We start from the raw sequence: 16,080 nt of genomic DNA, 5'->3' as shown, positions 1-16,080 counted from the left end.
ACGTGTTCGTGGCGCTCCCCGTCGATCTGTTCTTGATGCGCCGGCTCATCGGCGTCGGCCCCCGGCGGGTCACGCGGGAACTGGCCGTCCCGTTCACCGCGAGCGCCGGCATGGCGGTGACGACCCTGTTCGTCCGCGAATCCGTCGTCGGCGTCCCCGCGCTCGCCGAACTGGTCCTCCTGGTCGCCGTGGGCGTGCTCTCGTATCTCGTCTTCCTCCTCGGCCTCGACCGACAGTTCTCGTGGGGGCTCCGCGGGAACCTCCGCGCGGTGACGGGGGCGTTCGGTCGCTCCGGTTGACGCTGACACAGACTCGCCCTCGAGGTCGATACCGACGCCGTCGCGTTCCGCATCACGCGACACCCCGTCTGCCGTCGCAGCGGGCGGGACGCGCTCAGTCCCGACGACGGTACTCGTCGCGGACGACCACCTCGCCGTCGACGAGTTCGATGTCGATGAGCGAGGTGACGTCGTATTCTTTCTCGTCCATCGCGCTGTCGGTGTCGGCCTTCCGGACGACGACGACGGTGTCGACGATGTCGGCGCCGATGTCCGCGAGCGCCTCGGTCACGGCGGCGAGCGTCCCGCCCGTCGAGAGCAGGTCGTCGAGGACGAGCACGCGGTCGCCCGGTTCGACGTCGTTGATGTACATCTCCGACTCCGAGTAGCCGGTCTGCTGGTGGAGCGACACCTCGCCGTCGAGGCCGTACTCGCGCTTGCGGATGACGACGAGCGGGATGTCGGTCATGAGCGACACCGCCGTCGAGATGTGGATGCCCATCGCTTCGGGCGTGACGATCTTGTCGACGCGCGCGAGGTCGGCGACGCGCATGACGCCGATGACGACCTCACGGAGGAGTTCGGGCCGGAGCATCGGGACGCCGTTGCTGATCGGGTGGACGACGTACTGGTAGCCGCCCTCCTTCTCGATGATCGGTGCGTCGTCGAACGACCGGCGGAGTCGGTCCATACCCGAGGTTGCCAAACCACTGCTAAAAGGTGCCGGGTCTCCCGCTTCGGGGCGTGGGGCAAACGTCAGCGTGCGTGTCTGTCGTCACCGTGTTCCCACGCGTGACCTTCGAGGGCGAGCCGACCGGCCTCGCGCTGGAAGTCGGAGAAGTGCCACACGAGGTCGGTCACGGTCACCACGCCCACCGGGTCGAGCCCGCGGGCGACGAGGAGTTTCTTGATACCGAGGTCGTGCATCCGCTGGGCGGCCTTCCTGACCGTCGCCGTCGGCTCGATGCGCTCGACCGGGTGGGACATCGCCACGTGGGCAGGGATGTCCCCGAGCGGTTCGTCGATGTCGCACGCTGCGCGGAGGACGTCGCTTTCGGTTACGATACCGAGGGGACCGTCGTCGTCGATGATGACGCTTCCTGTCCCTGCCATGAGCATCCGGCTCACGCAGTCGGCCAGCGTCGCCGAGGACGGGACTGTCAGACAGTCCGTCGTCATCACGTCTCGGACCTGCATTGGTAGGAACTCCTGAACGGCGATACTTAACCCTCTACCTCCCGCTATCAGGTGTGAGAAATCCCGACAAGACCATAGGTATGGGTTCCTTTCACGGCGTATGGACCTGGGTATTGTCTTCAGACTACTCGTGGCGGCGTTCTGCATCGTCGCCCCCTCCTTGCTGTTCATCGGGTTCGTCCGCGTCCTCGACCGCATGCGCGACGACGCCCTGGTGGACCGCATCATGGAGCGGGTCGACGAGCAACCCTCCGGCGCGCCCGGTCCGGCGGCCGTCCTGACGGGCGGCGCCGTCTCCGGTTCGTCGAAGTCGGATCTCGTCACGTGTTCGTCCTGTGGGCTCCCGAACCACGGCTTCGCCGGCTACTGCGGCAACTGCCTCGCGAAACTCGACGGCTAGGCCCACCAAGACTGCCTCGCCATCCGCGACGTAGCGTGCTGGCTTCGACTGCGCTTCGAGACGACCCCGTTCGGCGTGATCGACCCCCCGTAGCCGCCTCACGCGGTCGCCGCCTCGTTCAGAACCCGAACGCGTGCCGCGCCGTCGCGGGAGTCTACGAGAGGAAGTGCTCGATGTGGTCGGCCACTTCCTCGGGCGTATCGCCGACCGGGGTCCCGGCGTCGTTGAGCGCCTCGATCTTCGATTCGGCCGTGCCGGTGCCCGACCCCGAGACGATTGCACCGGCGTGACCCATCCGCTTGCCCGGCGGGGCGGTCCGCCCCGCGATGAAGCCGGCGACCGGCGTGTCCATGTTCTCGGCGATGAACTTCGCCGCCTGCTCCTCGTCCTCGCCACCGATCTCGCCGCACATCACGACGGCCTCGGTCTCGGTGTCGGCCTCGAACAGTTCGAGCGCGTCGACGAACGACGTCCCGATGATGGGGTCGCCGCCGATACCGATAGCCGTGGTCTGGCCGATGCCGCGCTGGGTGAGGTTATCGACGACCTGGTACGTCAGGGTACCCGACCGCGAGACAAGTCCCACATTACCGTCGGAGAAGATGTTGCCGGGCAGAATTCCTAACTTCGCCTCGCCGGGCGTGATGATTCCCGGGCAGTTCGGCCCGATGAGGTGGGTGTCCGTCTCGTTCAGGCGTCGGTACACCTTCGCCATGTCCTGGGTCGGGACGCCCTCGGTGATGGCGACCACCAGATCGAGCGAGGTGTCGAGCGCCTCGAACATCGCATCAGCGGCGAAGGCCGGCGGGACGAAGATCACGGAGGCGTCGGCGTCCTCTTCGCTTACTGCGTCGTGGACCGTGTCGTAGACGGGGACGCCCTTCACTTCCTGGCCGCCCTTGCCGGGGACGGCCCCGGCGACGACGTTCGTCCCGTACTCCATCATCTGCTCGGTGTGGAACGACCCCTCACCGCCGGTGATGCCCTGTACCACGACGCGCGTGTCGTCGTCGACCAGAATGCTCACGCGAACCACCTCGTGGTGAGCGTGAGGTTACCGTGCACGAGCGAACGAGTGAGCGAGTGTACTGTAGAACTCATTGGCTGACCTCCTTGGCGTTTTCAACCGCGCGCTGGACCGCGTCCTCGAGCGTCTCCTCGACCTGTACCAACTCCGTGTTCAGGATCTCCATTCCCTCTTTGGCGTTCGTCCCCGCGAGACGAACCACGACGGGCTTTGGGATCTCGTCGAACGCTTCGAGCGCCTCGTTGATACCCTTCGCCACCTCGTCGCCGCGCGTGATGCCGCCGAAGATGTTGAACACCACGCTGTCGACGTTCGGGTCCGAGAACACCATGTCGAGCGCGTTCGTCACGCGCTCGGCCTTCGCTCCGCCCCCGATGTCGAGGAAGTTGGCGGGTTCCCCGCCGTAGTAGTCGACGAGGTCGAGCGTCGTCATCACTAACCCTGCGCCGTTGCCGATGATGCCGACGTTTCCTGATAACCGAACGTAGTCGAAGCCGTACTTGTTCGCCTTGGCTTCGAGTTCGTCCCCGGCGGCCTCGTCTTCCATCTCCGCGAGGTCCGGGTGGCGAAACAGCGCGTCGTCGTCGACGTTGAGGACGGCGTCGGCGGCGATGACCTCCCGATCCGAGGTGACCATCAGCGGGTTGATCTCGGCGTCGGAGGCGTCCTTGTCCTCCCAGAGGTCGTACAGGGTCGTGAGGATACTCGACACCTGCCGCGCGATGTCGCGGTCGATACCGGCGCCGTAGACGGCCTTGCGCGCCTGGTACGGGTGCATCCCGAACGCGGGGTCGATGTGCTCGCGGGCGATGGCCTCGGGTTCCTCGGCGGCGACCTCCTCGATGTTGACCCCACCCTTCTCGGAGACCATGGCGACGGGGCGGCCCTCGCCGCGGTCCATCGTCACGCCCACGTACAGTTCGTCCTCGAAGTCGACACCGGCCTCGACGAGGACGCGGTCGACGGTGTACCCCTTGAGGTCCATCCCGAGGATGTCGTCGGCGTACTCCCGCGCTTCCTCCTCGCTCGTCGCGATCTTGATGCCGCCGGCCTTCCCGCGGCCGCCGACGTGCACCTGTGCCTTGATCGCGGCGGGGAAGCCGATGTCCTCGACCGCCGCTACCACCTCGTCGACACTCGACGCGAGTCGAGAGTCAGGAACGGGAATCCCGGCGTCGGCGAACACGTCCTTCGCCTGGTACTCGTGAAGTCGCATCGTGTGTGACCGGGAGAGGCCGACGCTTAAATCCCGCCGATTCGGGCGAGTGTGACCCCTGGTCGAGGATTCACTCGAATCCGTGTTTCCTCTGTTATGGAGCGGTGTCGTCGGGACGTAAGCGGAACCGCGAGGACATCTCGAACACGTTGGGGATGGAATATGCAATCCGAGAGGAGCCGCTGACAGCACGAACATCCAGACATGCTCTGTGTCACGCACGACTGCTCCCCGTCTCTCCAGTCCTAGTCAAAAATACGGTGCTGAATACAGCGGGTGTATGCTGTACAACGGATACGTTGTAGTCCACTATAGCGAATACCGTCTGAAATAGTTGAGACAGGGGGGTTCTCAACCAGCCACAGGGCGGTATTTTATATCTTCCTCGGAAGAGAACACACTGATGCCAGTCCTCGACTTTGTGGTGGGCGTCCTTAGCATCATTCTGTACATTCTTCTTCTCTTCGTGCTATCGCTCGGAATCTGGCTAGGGATAACCGGCGGTATCGGACTGCTCGGGGGCGTGCTTTCGGTTCCGGTGCTGTACGTACTCCCGGATGTCCGCCGGTTTCTCATCGAAGCTTCGGGTGGCCAGCCTGACGACGAGACACCGTCTTGGAGGGTGGTTCTCAGGCCCCGGTATCTCCTGCTGTCGGTCGCGTTCGGCATCATCTATGGGTTTTCCTTTCTCGCGCTGTTCATCCCGTTCAGCCGGCTGGGGCTGTTTCCGGGTCGTGGCGAGCCAACTCTGTCGGTCGCGCTCCTGCCGGCGGTGTTCATCACGGCGAGCGCGCTGTTTGCCTACGGGGTCCACCGCCACTCCTCAGCGTGGACCGGAACCGCCTCAAGACGGTCGGTTCTGGTCCAGTGGGTGGTCTTTCTCAGCGTCGTCGTTATCATCGGGACCGGTCTACCGTACGCATACCTTTTCAGATAAGGGAAGTGAGACGCCGTTCGTACCGTCGTAGTTCTGGTGTATCCGTACCCGACGTTCGCGCTGTATTCAGCCCGTCCTCGTAAAACTATCAACCGACCACTATTTCAACCGAACCGATTCCGCTATTCGTGGGTGAGGTCCCCGACGATACCGACACCGCCGACGACCACGCCCAACACGGAGAGCACTAGTCCGCCGACGACGGCCGGATTCAGCTGGCAGGTGTTGCAGCCGTCGAACACCGCGATTCCGGAGAGTGAGACGCCGGTGACGGCGAACGCCGGCTGTGGGTTCTCACAGAAGACTTCGGTACAGCCGAGCGTCACCCCGCCGACGACGCCCGCGACGCTCGCGAGGAACACCCCGACGCCGAAACACACCATTCCCCAGCGGAGGAGACCCATGTCTCTCCCCTCCTGCCCCGAGGACAAAGGCGTTTTCACCTTCGACTCGTGCCGTCGCTCGCCACCCCGCCACGGCGCTACGTTTTCGTTCGCCCCCGTTCATGATACGGGCATGACATCCTCGCCCTGCGTCGGCGTGCTCGCGCTTCACGACAGCAAGGAGTCGAAAGCCATCCTCAACGCCGTCGAGGCGCTCGGTTACGAGACCGAGTGGCTCCGCGAGGAGAACACGCTGGTGCGGGTCGACGGAGACACGCTCGACCTGGAGCCGTCGGTCGACATCGTCGTCAACCGTCTGCTCCTCTCGAACACGGACCAGCCGACGGAGGAACTCGGTATCGCGCGGACCGTCGCCGCGCAGTGTCCGATGCTCAACCCGCCGGAGGCGACCGCCACCGCCGCACACAAGATGGCGACGGCGTCGCGGCTGGCCCGCGAGGGTATCCCCGTCCCGAAGACGTTGATGGCGCTCAGCGGGGCGACGCTCAACGCCCACCGCCGCGAGTTCGGATCGGAGGCCGTCTACAAGACCGCCATCGGGACGCACGGCGGCGGCGCGTGGAAGGTCGAGACCGACGACGTCCTCACGGCGCGGGTGGGCAAGCGCCGGGCGTTCCTCCAGGAACTCGTCGGCGACCGCGACCGACCGCGGGACGCGCGGGTGTACGTCGTCGGCGACCGGGTCGTCGCCGCGATGTACCGCTACGCCGCCGGCGAGGACTGGCGGACGAACGTCCACCTCGGCGGGGAAGTCGAGGACGCGACGGCGTCGCTCCCGCGCGAGGCGCTGGAGATGGCCTGCGAGGCGGCGTCGGTGGTCGGACTCGACTACGCCGGCGTCGACCTCATCGAGGGCGACGACGGGTGGGTCGTCCTCGAAGTGAACCCGACGGCGGGCTTTCGCGGCCTCTACCGCGCCACCGGCGTCAGTCCCGCTCCGCACATCGCCGCGCTCGCGCTCCGGCGACTCGGCGTCGACGTCGACCCAGAGCGCGTCGAGGACCTCACCGCGACGCTCGACGATTCCCCGCCGACCTGCATGCCCCGGCCGGACCCGACGACGTTCGAGGAACCGCCCATCATCGGGCTGACCGAACGCGTCGTCGTCTCCGGGACCGCCGGAAACGAGACGGTCGTCGGCAAGGCCGATTCGGGGGCCGCGCGGACGAGCATCGACCTCACGCTCGCCGCCGAAATCGGCGCCGGCCCCATCCACACCGTCTCGACCGTCCGAAGCGGGAGCGCACAGAAGAGCCAGTCGCGGCCGGTCGTCGACCTGGTCGTCGGCATCGGCGGTACCCAGCACACCGTCGCCGCCAACATCGTCGACCGGAGCCACATGTCTCATCCGCTCCTCATCGGCCGCGACGTGCTCAAACACTACTTCCTCGACATCTCCCGGCGCGTGGAGAACCCCAACACGCACCCGCTCGACGACGAGTTGCTCGAAGAGGAGTGAGCCGGGTGGTGTGCGGTGTGTGTCGTTCGATACCGAGAGTGGGCGAACAGCTGTCCTCGGGATACCGATAAAAGACTCACCGCGCCCGTGCCCCGCGCGGTCCTCGTGACCGTCACCGTCCACGTTACGTTCGGCACACTGTCGCAGTCGGCAAGTTCGTGTGCTCCACCAGGCACTCGACGCCCCGGTGTCGATACCTCGAACCGAAACTCGTCCGACTCACCCCTCCCCGATTCATTTCCGCTTCTCGCGGTTTTATCGCCGTCCCTCACGTGAACACAGACCATGCAGGCTGTCCGCTTCCACGAGTACGGCGACGAATCGGTACTCCGAGTAGACGAGGTCGACCGGCCGGAGGCGACCGGTCACGACGTCGTCGTCAGGGTGGCCGGCGCGGGCGTCAACCCCGTCGACACCTACTTCCGCGAGGGCTCGTACGAGCCGTTCCAGCTTCCGATGATCCCCGGCGTCGACGTCGCCGGCGAGGTGGTCGCGGCCTCGGAGTACGTCGACGACTACGAGGAGGGTGACCCCGTCGTCGGGACCGGGCTGAGCATGAACCACTTCGGCGCGTACGCCGAGTACGCGGCCGTCCCCGAGGACCGCCTCGCACACCTTCCGGAGAACGTCGACCCCGTCGCCGCCGGCGGCGCGGGCGTCGCCGCCGTCACCGCCTGGCGGGCGCTCGTCGACCACGCGGGGCTCCAGCCGGCAGAATCGGTTCTCGTCCACGGGGGCTCGGGTGGCGTCGGCCACGCGGCCGTCCAACTCGCTGCGGCGACCGGCGCACACGTCCTCGCGACGGCCGCACCCGAGTACCACGCTCGTCTCGAAGCACTGGGAGCCGACGCCGTCTTCGACTACTCGAGCGAGGATCTCGCGGACCTCGTGCGCGAGGAGACCGGCGGCGTCGACGTCGTCCTCGACCACCGCCTCGACGACTACCTCCAGTTCGACGCCGAGGTGGCGGCGACGGGAGCCAGGGTGGTCGGCATCGGCGAGAACGACCCCGAGGTCGGCTTCTCGAACGACGGCGTCGCCCGCAGCAAGGACGTCTCCTACCAGTTCATGAGCATGTTCAACACGCCGCGGCTGGCCGACCCCCTCGAACGCGTCGCCTACCTCATGGGCGAGGGCGACCTCGAAATCGACGTCGCGCGGACCTACGACCTCGACGAGGCCGCCGACGCACAGCGCGACGTCATGGAGGAGTCGTTCCTCGGAAAGCTCGTCATCACGCCGTAGAGCGGCCCGTTCTCTGCGTTCGACTCTCGTCGGCTTCGTCGACTCCCCGACGCTCGACTTCTCACCCGGCGGGAACGACCAGTCGAGGCGATGTCGTCAGCGAACGTAGAGACGCGTATGACTCGGACGACCACCGCCGCCCGGCGTCGGTTCGTCGACGCCGGCAGTGCGCACCCACTCGTGACCGCGCTCGGCGTCCTCGTCGGCTGGACGTTCGTCACGTACATCCTCGAAGGCGCGCGTCTGACGCTCCTCCGGCCCGAGGCGGCCGGCGACAGGCTCCTGTACGCGCTCGTCGCGAACGTGCTCGTCGGGACCGTTCTGGCGCTGTGGCTCCGCGGACGCGTCCTCGCCGACGCGCCCCTGCCGGAGAGCGGCTTCCGCCAACCACGCCGGACCGTCGCGGGTGTCGCCGTCGCGTTCGCCGTCGGGACCGCGCTGTACGCCGTCGGCTTCCCGCCCAGCACCGACCCGGTCGTCGTCGCGAACGCCTTCGCGCAGACGCTCGTCGTCTCTACCGCCGAGGTGGTGGTCTGTTGGGTGTTCGTCGGCGTCGCCGTCCAACGGGCGCTCAGGCCGCATCTCGGGACCGCCGCCGCGACTGTCGGCCTCGTCGTCGTCGCGAGCCTCGGCTTCGGCCTCTACCACGTCGCACACAGCCCGCCGTTCAACACGCCACGGATGGTCGCGCTGCTCTCGGTGATTGGGGTGCTCACGAGCCTCGTCTTCGTGGTGAGCCGCGACCTCTACGCGACGCTCGTCTTCCACAACTTCCTCGCCGTGACCGGGGTGACCCGGGCGCTCGTCACCGCGGGCGAACTGTCGTCGTTCACCGTCCTCCTGCCGACGCTGTGGCTCACCGCGCTCGTCACCCTCGCCGCCCTCGTCGCCGCCGACGTGGTCTTCGTCCGGCGACTCCACTCGTCAGAGCCCCCCGCAGACTAATTGTCCCACTGACAGTTCTCGCCGCCGAAGAATGTCATCTGAACGACTCGTTTCTCCGAAGTTGGGAACGACGACCGGCTCTTATACTCGTCTCGGACGTCACCGTCTCTCACGATGATTCCACCACGGTTCGACTCCCGGAACGAACCACGGACCGACCGCACGACAAGCGGCCCCATCACGCTCCCCGAGACGGTCACGTCGCCACAGGCGAAGCTCGTCTACCTCTACCTCCTCGTCCGCGGGACGGTGACCGTCGACGAACTCGGCGCGTCGCTCGACTTGCCCAAACTCGCGCTGTTCAGCATCCTCCAGACGCTCGCGGAGTCCGACCTGGTCGTCCGCGACGGCGACGCCGTCAGCGTTCGGTGAGAGACGGCGGGGGCTCCGACGAGTCGGGGAAGCCGTGTCTGATGAACGCTCACCGCCGTCGTGGCGATTCTTCCGACGTGAAAATCACAGATAAATATATGTTCTCTGTTCGAAGATAGTACGTATGACATTCGTGGTGCCGTTCGATGGGACGGAACTCGCCGAGGCGGCGCTCGTTCGCGCGACCGAGTTCGGCGCTCTCTTCGAGGAGGACGTGCTGGCGGTGAGCGTGATTCCGCGAGGGAACACCGACTACGCGCGCGACCGCGGCTGGATCGAGGCGAACGAGACGTTCGAGATGGACGCCGCCGTGTCGACGCTCCACACGCAGGTGACCGACCTGTGTCCGAGCGCCGACTTCCGGCACGTCGTCGTCGACCGCTTCGCCCCCTCCGGGACCATCTCGAAACGCATCCGCGAGACGGCGCGGAAGGAGAACGCCTCGATGGTGTTCGTCGGGAGCGAGAACGCCGGACACATGGTCACGTCGGTGAGCAGCGTCGGCGGGAACGTCGCGACGGACGACGGCTACGACGTGACTATCGTCCGGCACCCCCGTCCCGCCAGAATCGCCAAGCACGCCGACGCCGTCCCCGAGCGGAGACCGAAGTCTCACTTCTACCTCCCGGAGTGAGTTCGCCCGAGACCGCAGCGTCGGCCGCCCGCCGAGTGCCCGCCCGAGTCGGCCGTGTGGCCGCTACGCCACGGACCGCTTCAGTTCGACGGTGAAGACGGCTCCCGCTTCGTCTCCGTCTCCGACCCCGACTTCGCCGCCGTACCCCGCTACGATCTCCCGACACAGGTACAGCCCCATGCCCGTCCCGGTGCTGTCGAGGCCCCGTTCCCCCTCGCCGAACAACCGGTCCCGCTGCGCTGGTGGGATCCCGGGTCCGTTGTCCGCGACGCTCACCCGGACGGTGTCGCCGTCGACGCCTGCGGACACTTCGACGACCGGAGTCGGCTTGTCGTTGTGCTGGACGGCGTTGGTGAGGAGGTTTCGGAAGACGGAGCCGAGGAGTTCGTTCGCCTCTACCTCGACCCGTGGAAGGTCGCCCACAACCCGAAACTCCGCGTCGGGGTACGTCCGGCGGCGCACCGCCAGTTCGGTTTCGAGCGTCGCGACGAGGTCGACCGGTTCGAGGTCGAACTCGCCCTCGCTGACGACCACGTCGACGTACTCGCGGGCCAGGTCGGTCAGTTCGACCACGTGTCTGCTCGCCGCCTGGATGCGCGCTAACGCGTCGGCGTCGGCACCGTCGACGGCGCCTTCGAGTGTGGTGAGCCAGCCGGTGATGACGTTCACGTCGTTGCGGACGTCGTGTCGTAGGATGCGGTTCAGCACTTCGAGTTCCTGCTCGCGCCGTTTTTGCTCCGTGATGTCGGTGGTGATGCCGACCACCTCCGCGATGCCCCCGTGTTCGTCCCTGATCGGGACGACGCGCGCGTGGACCCACCGAACCGTTCCGTCCGGGCACACGACGCGGTGTTCGAACGAGTCCGCCGACAGTTCCTCTCCGGTCCGCGTCATGCTCGCGACGACCTCGTCCCGGTCGTCGGGGTGGACGCCATCGATCATCAGTGAGACGTCGTTCTCGGCGGCCTCCGCGGGGATGCCCCAGATGTCCTCGAAGCCGGCGCTGATGTACTCGAACTTCTCCGGTGTCGACGCCGTCCAGATGGCGACCCCGTCGAGATGGTCCATGAGCGTGCGGAAGTCGGGGTGACGACCCAGCGAGACGCCGTTCATACCACTCGTTCATCGACGCCGTCCAAAAGCGTGTCGCGTTTTTCACTTCAACTCCGCCGACACGAGCGATTTCACCGCGTTTATCTGCCTCACTCGGTCTAGCCCCGGCGATGACAGAACGTGAGACGTGGGCATCGCGGGTCGGATTCGTCCTCGCGGCCGTCGGCAGCGCCGTGGGGTTGGGAAACATCTGGCAGTTCCCGTTCAAGACGGGACAGTTCGGCGGGGCGTCGTTCCTCGTCGTCTATCTCGCCGCCGCGGTTGGAATCGGTCTCCCCGCCATCCTCGCCGAGTTCGTCGTCGGTCGGCGGGCGAAACGGAACACCATCGACGCGTTCGGCGCGCTCGGCGGTCGACGGTGGAAGGTCGTCGGCGCGCTCGGACTGGGCATCGGCTTCTGGATCCTCTCGTACTACTCCGTCGTGGGCGGATGGGTCATCCGCTACCTCCTCGCCTCCCCGACCGGGACGTACTTCGGCGACGCCGCCGGCTTCTTCTCGACGGTTTCGGCCGGTCCCGACGCGCTCGTCGCACACGCCGTCTTCATGCTCCTCGTGGTCGGCGTCGTCGCCTTCGGCGTCGAGAACGGCATCGAGCGCGCCACGAAGGTGATGGTTCCGTCCGTGCTCCTCATCCTCGCCGGCCTCGCCGTCTTCGCGTTCACCCTCGACGGCGCGAGCGCGGGCTACGCGTACTTCCTCTCGCCGGACCTCACCGCCCTCCGGTCGAACTTCGGTGACATCGTCCCGTTCGCCGTCGGCCAGGCGTTCTTCTCGCTCTCGCTCGGCATGGGCGCGATGGTCACCTACGCCTCCTACGTCGACGGCGAGGACTCCCTCGTCGCCGACGCGGGCTCTATCGTCGTCCTCAACACGCTGGTGGGAGTGCTCGCCGGCCTCGCAGTGTTCCCGCTGCTGTTCGCGCAGGGCATCGACCCCAACACGAGCGGCCCCGGTGCCGTCTTCGTCTCCACCGCCGGCGCGTTCTCGGCGCTCCCCGCCGGACGCATCCTGGGGACGCTGTTCTTCGCCGTCGTCCTCATCGCGGCGCTCTCCTCGGCGATCAGCCTCCTCGAAGTCGTCGTCTCGTACGTCGTCGACAACACGGGAATCGGAAGGTTCCCCGCCGCCGGCGCCATCGGCGGCGCGCTGTTCCTCCTCGGTGTCCCCTCCGCGCTCTCGACGGCGTGGCTCGGCTGGTTCGACACGCTCGCGTACAAACTGCTGCTTCCGCTGTCGGTGCTCGCCATCCTCCTCTTCGTCGGCTGGGTCCTGGGCAGGGAGGCGCTGTCGGAGGTCGTTCGCGGGTCGGACCTCGGGAGCGGATTCGGCGCGGTCTGGCTCTGGACCGTCCGCGTCGTCGTCTTCGCGGCCGTCCTCGGCACGCTCGTCCTCGGCCTCCGGACGCTGTTCCTCGGCGGGGCTATCGTCCCGCCCGTCTGATCGGAATAGAGAGGTTGGGCCGTGTTTAGACGCTGTAGAGAACGATTCACTCCGATGAGCTAACGACCATCAGAGCGAGAGTTGGGTCGTGTGCCATCTCGTCTTTCCCGTTTTACAGACCGTCTCGTCGCGTTGGCGAAGCGTGCTGTATCAGGCGATGTGTGTTCCACGCTTCCGCTGGAACGACGAAGCCCGAACGGGGAACCGATACGATATCCTCTAGAAAATCGGAGTCCGACCGAGTAAGCGGTGGTACAGTTCATCCCCAGCAAGAACGGTTATCACTGCCCCGAAGAGAGCAAGGAGAAACGTAGCGAGGGATGCGGTACCGTTTGTGAGTGCGATAGCAGTCATCCAGAGCAATCCGACTCCAACCGCTCCGAGTACTACCCACATCACACCGGATAAGACGGACAGGACGGCATCGCGCCCCCCTCGATAGGCCGCCTCGTACTGCGCGGTAGTTCCGAGGGAATCATCAGCCATACGACACAGTTCGGTTCAAGACAGTAAATAGATTGCCGGTCGGCAATCAGGTGAACACTGTCCTTGTTCCACGTCTAGTAACGGTGTGACCGAGACAGAGGGTGTACTCAGCAAGAGCGGAACGGCGGTTCGTACGGTCGGTGCTTAGCTCGATACTCCTCCTCAGGTGTTCGGAATCGGGTGCGTCGATGGTTTATCGAGAATGCTATCGACGAGGCCGGCGAACGTCGATCAGACAGCCGAGAGTCACCTCGGCTTCGCGACGGTCATAACGGGGACTGGGGCAGAGCGTACGGTCTTCTCGGCGACGCTGCCGAGCAGGATACGATTCGTCCCACGCCTTCCCGTCGTCCCCATCCCGACGGCGTGTACGTCGTTCGCCTCGATACAGTCGAGGATCACCGCCGCGGGCCGTCCGTGTTCGACGTGTCGGACGACGTCCGTGAGTCCGTGCGTCTCGGCCGCTGAGACGATGGCGTCGACGGCCTCACCCGCGGCTTGCTCGCTCTCCTTCCCGGCTATCGTCGACCGGACATCCGGCCCAAGCGCGGAGTCGTCGACGACCGAGAGGACGTGGACTGTCGCGTCGAGTGCCGCTGCGAACTCGAGGAGGTGGTCGGCGGCGTGTGTCGCGGCGCCACTGCCATCGGTCGGGACGAGGACGTTCTCGTAGGGGAAGGTGAGCATCTCGTCGGGTTGCATCCGGACGGAGAGGACGGGCACCGAGGAGAGTCGGACGACCTTCTCGGAGACGCTCCCGACGAGGTACCGCGAGACGCCTTCGCGTCCATGGGTCGGCATCACGATCAAGTCCTGGTCGTACTCCTCGGCGTACTCGACGACCGTGGGGGCGGGATCACCCTGAACGACGTCGGTTCGGTACGAGGCGCCGAGCGTCTCCAGCGTCTTGGCGGCTTCTTCGACGACGTCTCGCCCCTCGCGTTCGAGGACATCGACGGTCTGCCCCTCGACGACGGTGACGCTGTCCCGGTTCGTATCTGCGACGTAGAGCACCCGGATGGTCGCGTCGGCCCAGTGGGCGATTTCGGCGGCGTGGTGGAGTACCTCGGCGGCGCCATCGCTGCCGTCGAACGGGAGGAGGATGTTCTCGTACATGTGTGGACGCCCGGGGATACGTCGCCCGGCCGTCTGAAAAACACAGCGAAAGTTCCACGGGTCACCCGACCCGTGGTCGGTTACTGCTTTTTATGGTGGCACCTCGGTCACCGACGGTCACTCGGGGTCGCCCTCCGCAACCGACGAGTCCGTATCGACAGTTCGGTCGGCCTGTCGGTCGACTGTCACCCGTACCTTCCGGATGCGTGCGTCTTTCACCTGTTCGGCCCGTAGCGTCACGTTCTCGAACTCGAACGTCTCACCCTGCTCGACGAGACGACCCGCACGGTTGAAGATAAAGCCGGCAACGGTCTCGAACTCCTCGCCTTCGGGGAGGGCGATACCGAGGGCCTCGTTGATCTCTTCGATGTTGACCTCGCCGCGGGCCAGCACCTCAGTCTCGTCGATAACCTCGAGCGGGTGTTCCTCGTCACCGACCAGTATCTCGCCGACGATCTCTTCGAGGATGTCTTCCATCGTGATGAGGCCCCCAGTGGCGCCAAACTCGTCGATGACGATGACCATGTGGTGGCGGTTCTCGCGCATCTCCGTGAGGAGTTCGTCGACGTTCTTCGACTCCGGGACGTGCAGCGCCTGGGTGACCACATCCTTCACTTTAAGATCGGTTGCGCCGTCGTAGTCGACGTTCTCCAGGTTTCGGATGTCGAAAACACCGATTATGTCGTCCAGCGTCCCCGCGTAGGCCGGCAAGCGGGCGTGACCCGACTGAATACACTGTTCGACCGCCTCCTGAACGGTCGCCTCCCCGGAGATGGCTGCCATATCGAGTCGCGGTGTCATCACTTCCTTGGCAGAGGCGTCCGTGAACCGGAGCGCGCGCTGGAGTATCTGGCGTTCCTCCTCGTCGAGGACGCCCTCGCGCTCACCCGTCTTGATGATGTTCCGAATCTCGTCACGGGTGACGTACGTCGACTCGATGGACGGGTTCCCGCCGGTGACCCTGTTCACGACGCCTGTCAGGTAGTAAAAGAGGGTGATGAGCGGCCACAGTACCTTCTCGACGATTTTTAGCCCCCGGGCGACGCGCCGTGCGTGTACTTCGGTGTTCTCGACGGCGTAGGACTTCGGCGCGCTCTCGCCGAATATCAGCACCATCGACGTGATGCCGAGCGACGAGACGATGACTGCCGTCCCCGGGTCGAAGTAGAAGCCGACGATGGTCGTCGATATCGAGGACATCGTGATGTTGACCATGTTGTTCCCCACGAGGATCGTCACGAGCAGGCGGTGGGGGTCTTCCTTGAGCGACTTGACCGCCCGCGCACCGCGCAAGCCTTGCTCGATCATCGCGTCGATCTGGTGGGCTGGGAGGGAGAACATCGCGATTTCCGAGGAGGAAAAGAACCCCGACCCCAGGAGGAGCAGTAATATCAGGACGATGCCGATGGCGGTGACGGCAGGCTGACCCAGTTCGACACCGGCGACCGGCACGGTGTACTGTAAGAGACAGGCCTCAGCTACTGCTGTGAGCGGGGAGCGCCACATGTTCTCACCTCATGCGCGAACGGAAAAGTAACTCCTGATACCGGTGTGTGGATTTCACGAGTTCCACCGACACGAACGTCCGTATCGGGAGTGTTAGCCGACCTCCTGTGCCATTTTCGTAGATTTCTACCTGAAACGACGACGTTCGGCACAATCAGACGGTGTTTCCACCCCCAGTCGAAACCTACCGAGCGCTATCAGAATCACCGTGACCGTGACAGAGCGTGTAGTCAGCACTCGAACACCGGTACTTCTCCGGGCGTTCAGTGAACCAGTCCACCTGTCGGGAACGACCGATACGCT

General features: G+C 65.6%; 17 protein-coding genes. 9 read left to right on the top strand and 8 right to left on the bottom strand.

The genetic code is table 11. The features are described 5' to 3' along the window. Positions 1–8 precede the first annotated feature (8 nt). Positions 9–299 (top strand): polysaccharide biosynthesis C-terminal domain-containing protein, encoded by a 291-nt coding sequence (locus C2R22_RS12845; RefSeq protein WP_162562475.1) that lies wholly within the window; start codon positions 9–11, stop codon positions 297–299. 94 nt (positions 300–393) lie between these two features. Here the strand turns inward: C2R22_RS12845 and hpt are convergent, their stop codons facing one another. Then, positions 394–969, bottom strand: a complete 576-nt coding sequence (hpt, locus tag C2R22_RS12840) for a hypoxanthine/guanine phosphoribosyltransferase (RefSeq protein WP_103426105.1) — start codon at positions 967–969, stop codon at positions 394–396. 65 nt (positions 970–1,034) lie between these two features. Next, positions 1,035–1,475: a CBS domain-containing protein gene (locus C2R22_RS12835; RefSeq protein ID WP_245902754.1), complete on the bottom strand. Its 441-nt coding sequence runs from the start codon at positions 1,473–1,475 to the stop codon at positions 1,035–1,037. A gap of 100 nt (positions 1,476–1,575) precedes the next feature. Between C2R22_RS12835 and C2R22_RS12830 the strand changes: the two genes are divergently transcribed. Continuing rightward, entirely contained in the window at positions 1,576–1,875 is a 300-nt protein-coding gene (locus tag C2R22_RS12830; RefSeq protein WP_103426104.1) for a hypothetical protein, read from the top strand. A 154-nt stretch (positions 1,876–2,029) separates the two neighbouring features. Here C2R22_RS12830 and sucD read toward each other — a convergent pair whose 3' ends face one another. Further along, positions 2,030–2,902, bottom strand: coding sequence for a succinate--CoA ligase subunit alpha (sucD, locus tag C2R22_RS12825; protein ID WP_103427670.1), 873 nt, complete (start codon positions 2,900–2,902; stop codon positions 2,030–2,032). A gap of 70 nt (positions 2,903–2,972) precedes the next feature. Beyond that, positions 2,973–4,118, bottom strand: a complete 1,146-nt coding sequence (sucC, locus tag C2R22_RS12820; protein ID WP_103426103.1) for an ADP-forming succinate--CoA ligase subunit beta — start codon at positions 4,116–4,118, stop codon at positions 2,973–2,975. Positions 4,119–4,521: 403 nt separating this feature from the next. On the opposite strand from sucC, the gene C2R22_RS12815 reads away from it, so the two are divergent. Then, the gene (locus C2R22_RS12815; RefSeq protein ID WP_103426102.1) at positions 4,522–5,055 is read left to right on the top strand and encodes a hypothetical protein; all 534 of its coding nucleotides are present in this window, start codon (positions 4,522–4,524) and stop codon (positions 5,053–5,055) included. Between the two features lie 122 nt (positions 5,056–5,177). Here the strand turns inward: C2R22_RS12815 and C2R22_RS12810 are convergent, their stop codons facing one another. Beyond that, positions 5,178–5,459, bottom strand: a complete 282-nt coding sequence (locus tag C2R22_RS12810; RefSeq protein ID WP_103426101.1) for a hypothetical protein — start codon at positions 5,457–5,459, stop codon at positions 5,178–5,180. Between the two features lie 112 nt (positions 5,460–5,571). Here C2R22_RS12810 and C2R22_RS12805 point away from each other — a divergent pair, with 112 nt between their 5' ends. From C2R22_RS12805 to C2R22_RS12785, 5 genes are all read left to right on the top strand, one after another. After that, positions 5,572–6,918 (top strand): RimK family alpha-L-glutamate ligase, encoded by a 1,347-nt coding sequence (locus C2R22_RS12805; protein WP_103426100.1) that lies wholly within the window; start codon positions 5,572–5,574, stop codon positions 6,916–6,918. 285 nt (positions 6,919–7,203) lie between these two features. Next, complete coding sequence (locus C2R22_RS12800) at positions 7,204–8,163, top strand: NADPH:quinone reductase (RefSeq protein WP_103426099.1); 960 nt, start codon at positions 7,204–7,206, stop codon at positions 8,161–8,163. A gap of 117 nt (positions 8,164–8,280) precedes the next feature. Next, a complete protein-coding gene (locus C2R22_RS12795) occupies positions 8,281–9,108 on the top strand; it encodes a hypothetical protein (RefSeq protein WP_103426098.1) in 828 nt (275 codons plus the stop codon). A 114-nt stretch (positions 9,109–9,222) separates the two neighbouring features. Then, positions 9,223–9,480, top strand: coding sequence for a TrmB family transcriptional regulator (locus C2R22_RS12790; protein WP_245902753.1), 258 nt, complete (start codon positions 9,223–9,225; stop codon positions 9,478–9,480). 124 nt (positions 9,481–9,604) lie between these two features. After that, positions 9,605–10,114: a universal stress protein gene (locus C2R22_RS12785; RefSeq protein ID WP_103426097.1), complete on the top strand. Its 510-nt coding sequence runs from the start codon at positions 9,605–9,607 to the stop codon at positions 10,112–10,114. A 63-nt stretch (positions 10,115–10,177) separates the two neighbouring features. Here C2R22_RS12785 and C2R22_RS12780 read toward each other — a convergent pair whose 3' ends face one another. Continuing rightward, the gene (locus C2R22_RS12780) at positions 10,178–11,227 is read right to left on the bottom strand and encodes a PAS domain-containing sensor histidine kinase (protein ID WP_103426096.1); all 1,050 of its coding nucleotides are present in this window, start codon (positions 11,225–11,227) and stop codon (positions 10,178–10,180) included. Positions 11,228–11,337: 110 nt separating this feature from the next. On the opposite strand from C2R22_RS12780, the gene C2R22_RS12775 reads away from it, so the two are divergent. After that, entirely contained in the window at positions 11,338–12,669 is a 1,332-nt protein-coding gene (locus C2R22_RS12775) for a sodium-dependent transporter (protein ID WP_103426095.1), read from the top strand. A gap of 732 nt (positions 12,670–13,401) precedes the next feature. On the opposite strand, the gene C2R22_RS12765 is transcribed toward C2R22_RS12775, so the two are convergent. Then, entirely contained in the window at positions 13,402–14,271 is an 870-nt protein-coding gene (locus tag C2R22_RS12765; protein WP_103426093.1) for a universal stress protein, read from the bottom strand. A gap of 117 nt (positions 14,272–14,388) precedes the next feature. Continuing rightward, positions 14,389–15,777 (bottom strand): hemolysin family protein, encoded by a 1,389-nt coding sequence (locus C2R22_RS12760; protein ID WP_103426092.1) that lies wholly within the window; start codon positions 15,775–15,777, stop codon positions 14,389–14,391. Positions 15,778–16,080 lie beyond the last annotated feature (303 nt).

The organism is Salinigranum rubrum (genome assembly GCF_002906575.1).
Taxonomy (GTDB): Archaea; Halobacteriota; Halobacteria; order Halobacteriales; family Haloferacaceae; genus Salinigranum; species Salinigranum rubrum.
The sequence above is the reverse complement of the archived record's forward strand: the minus strand, read 5'-3'. Positions and strand labels throughout refer to the sequence as shown.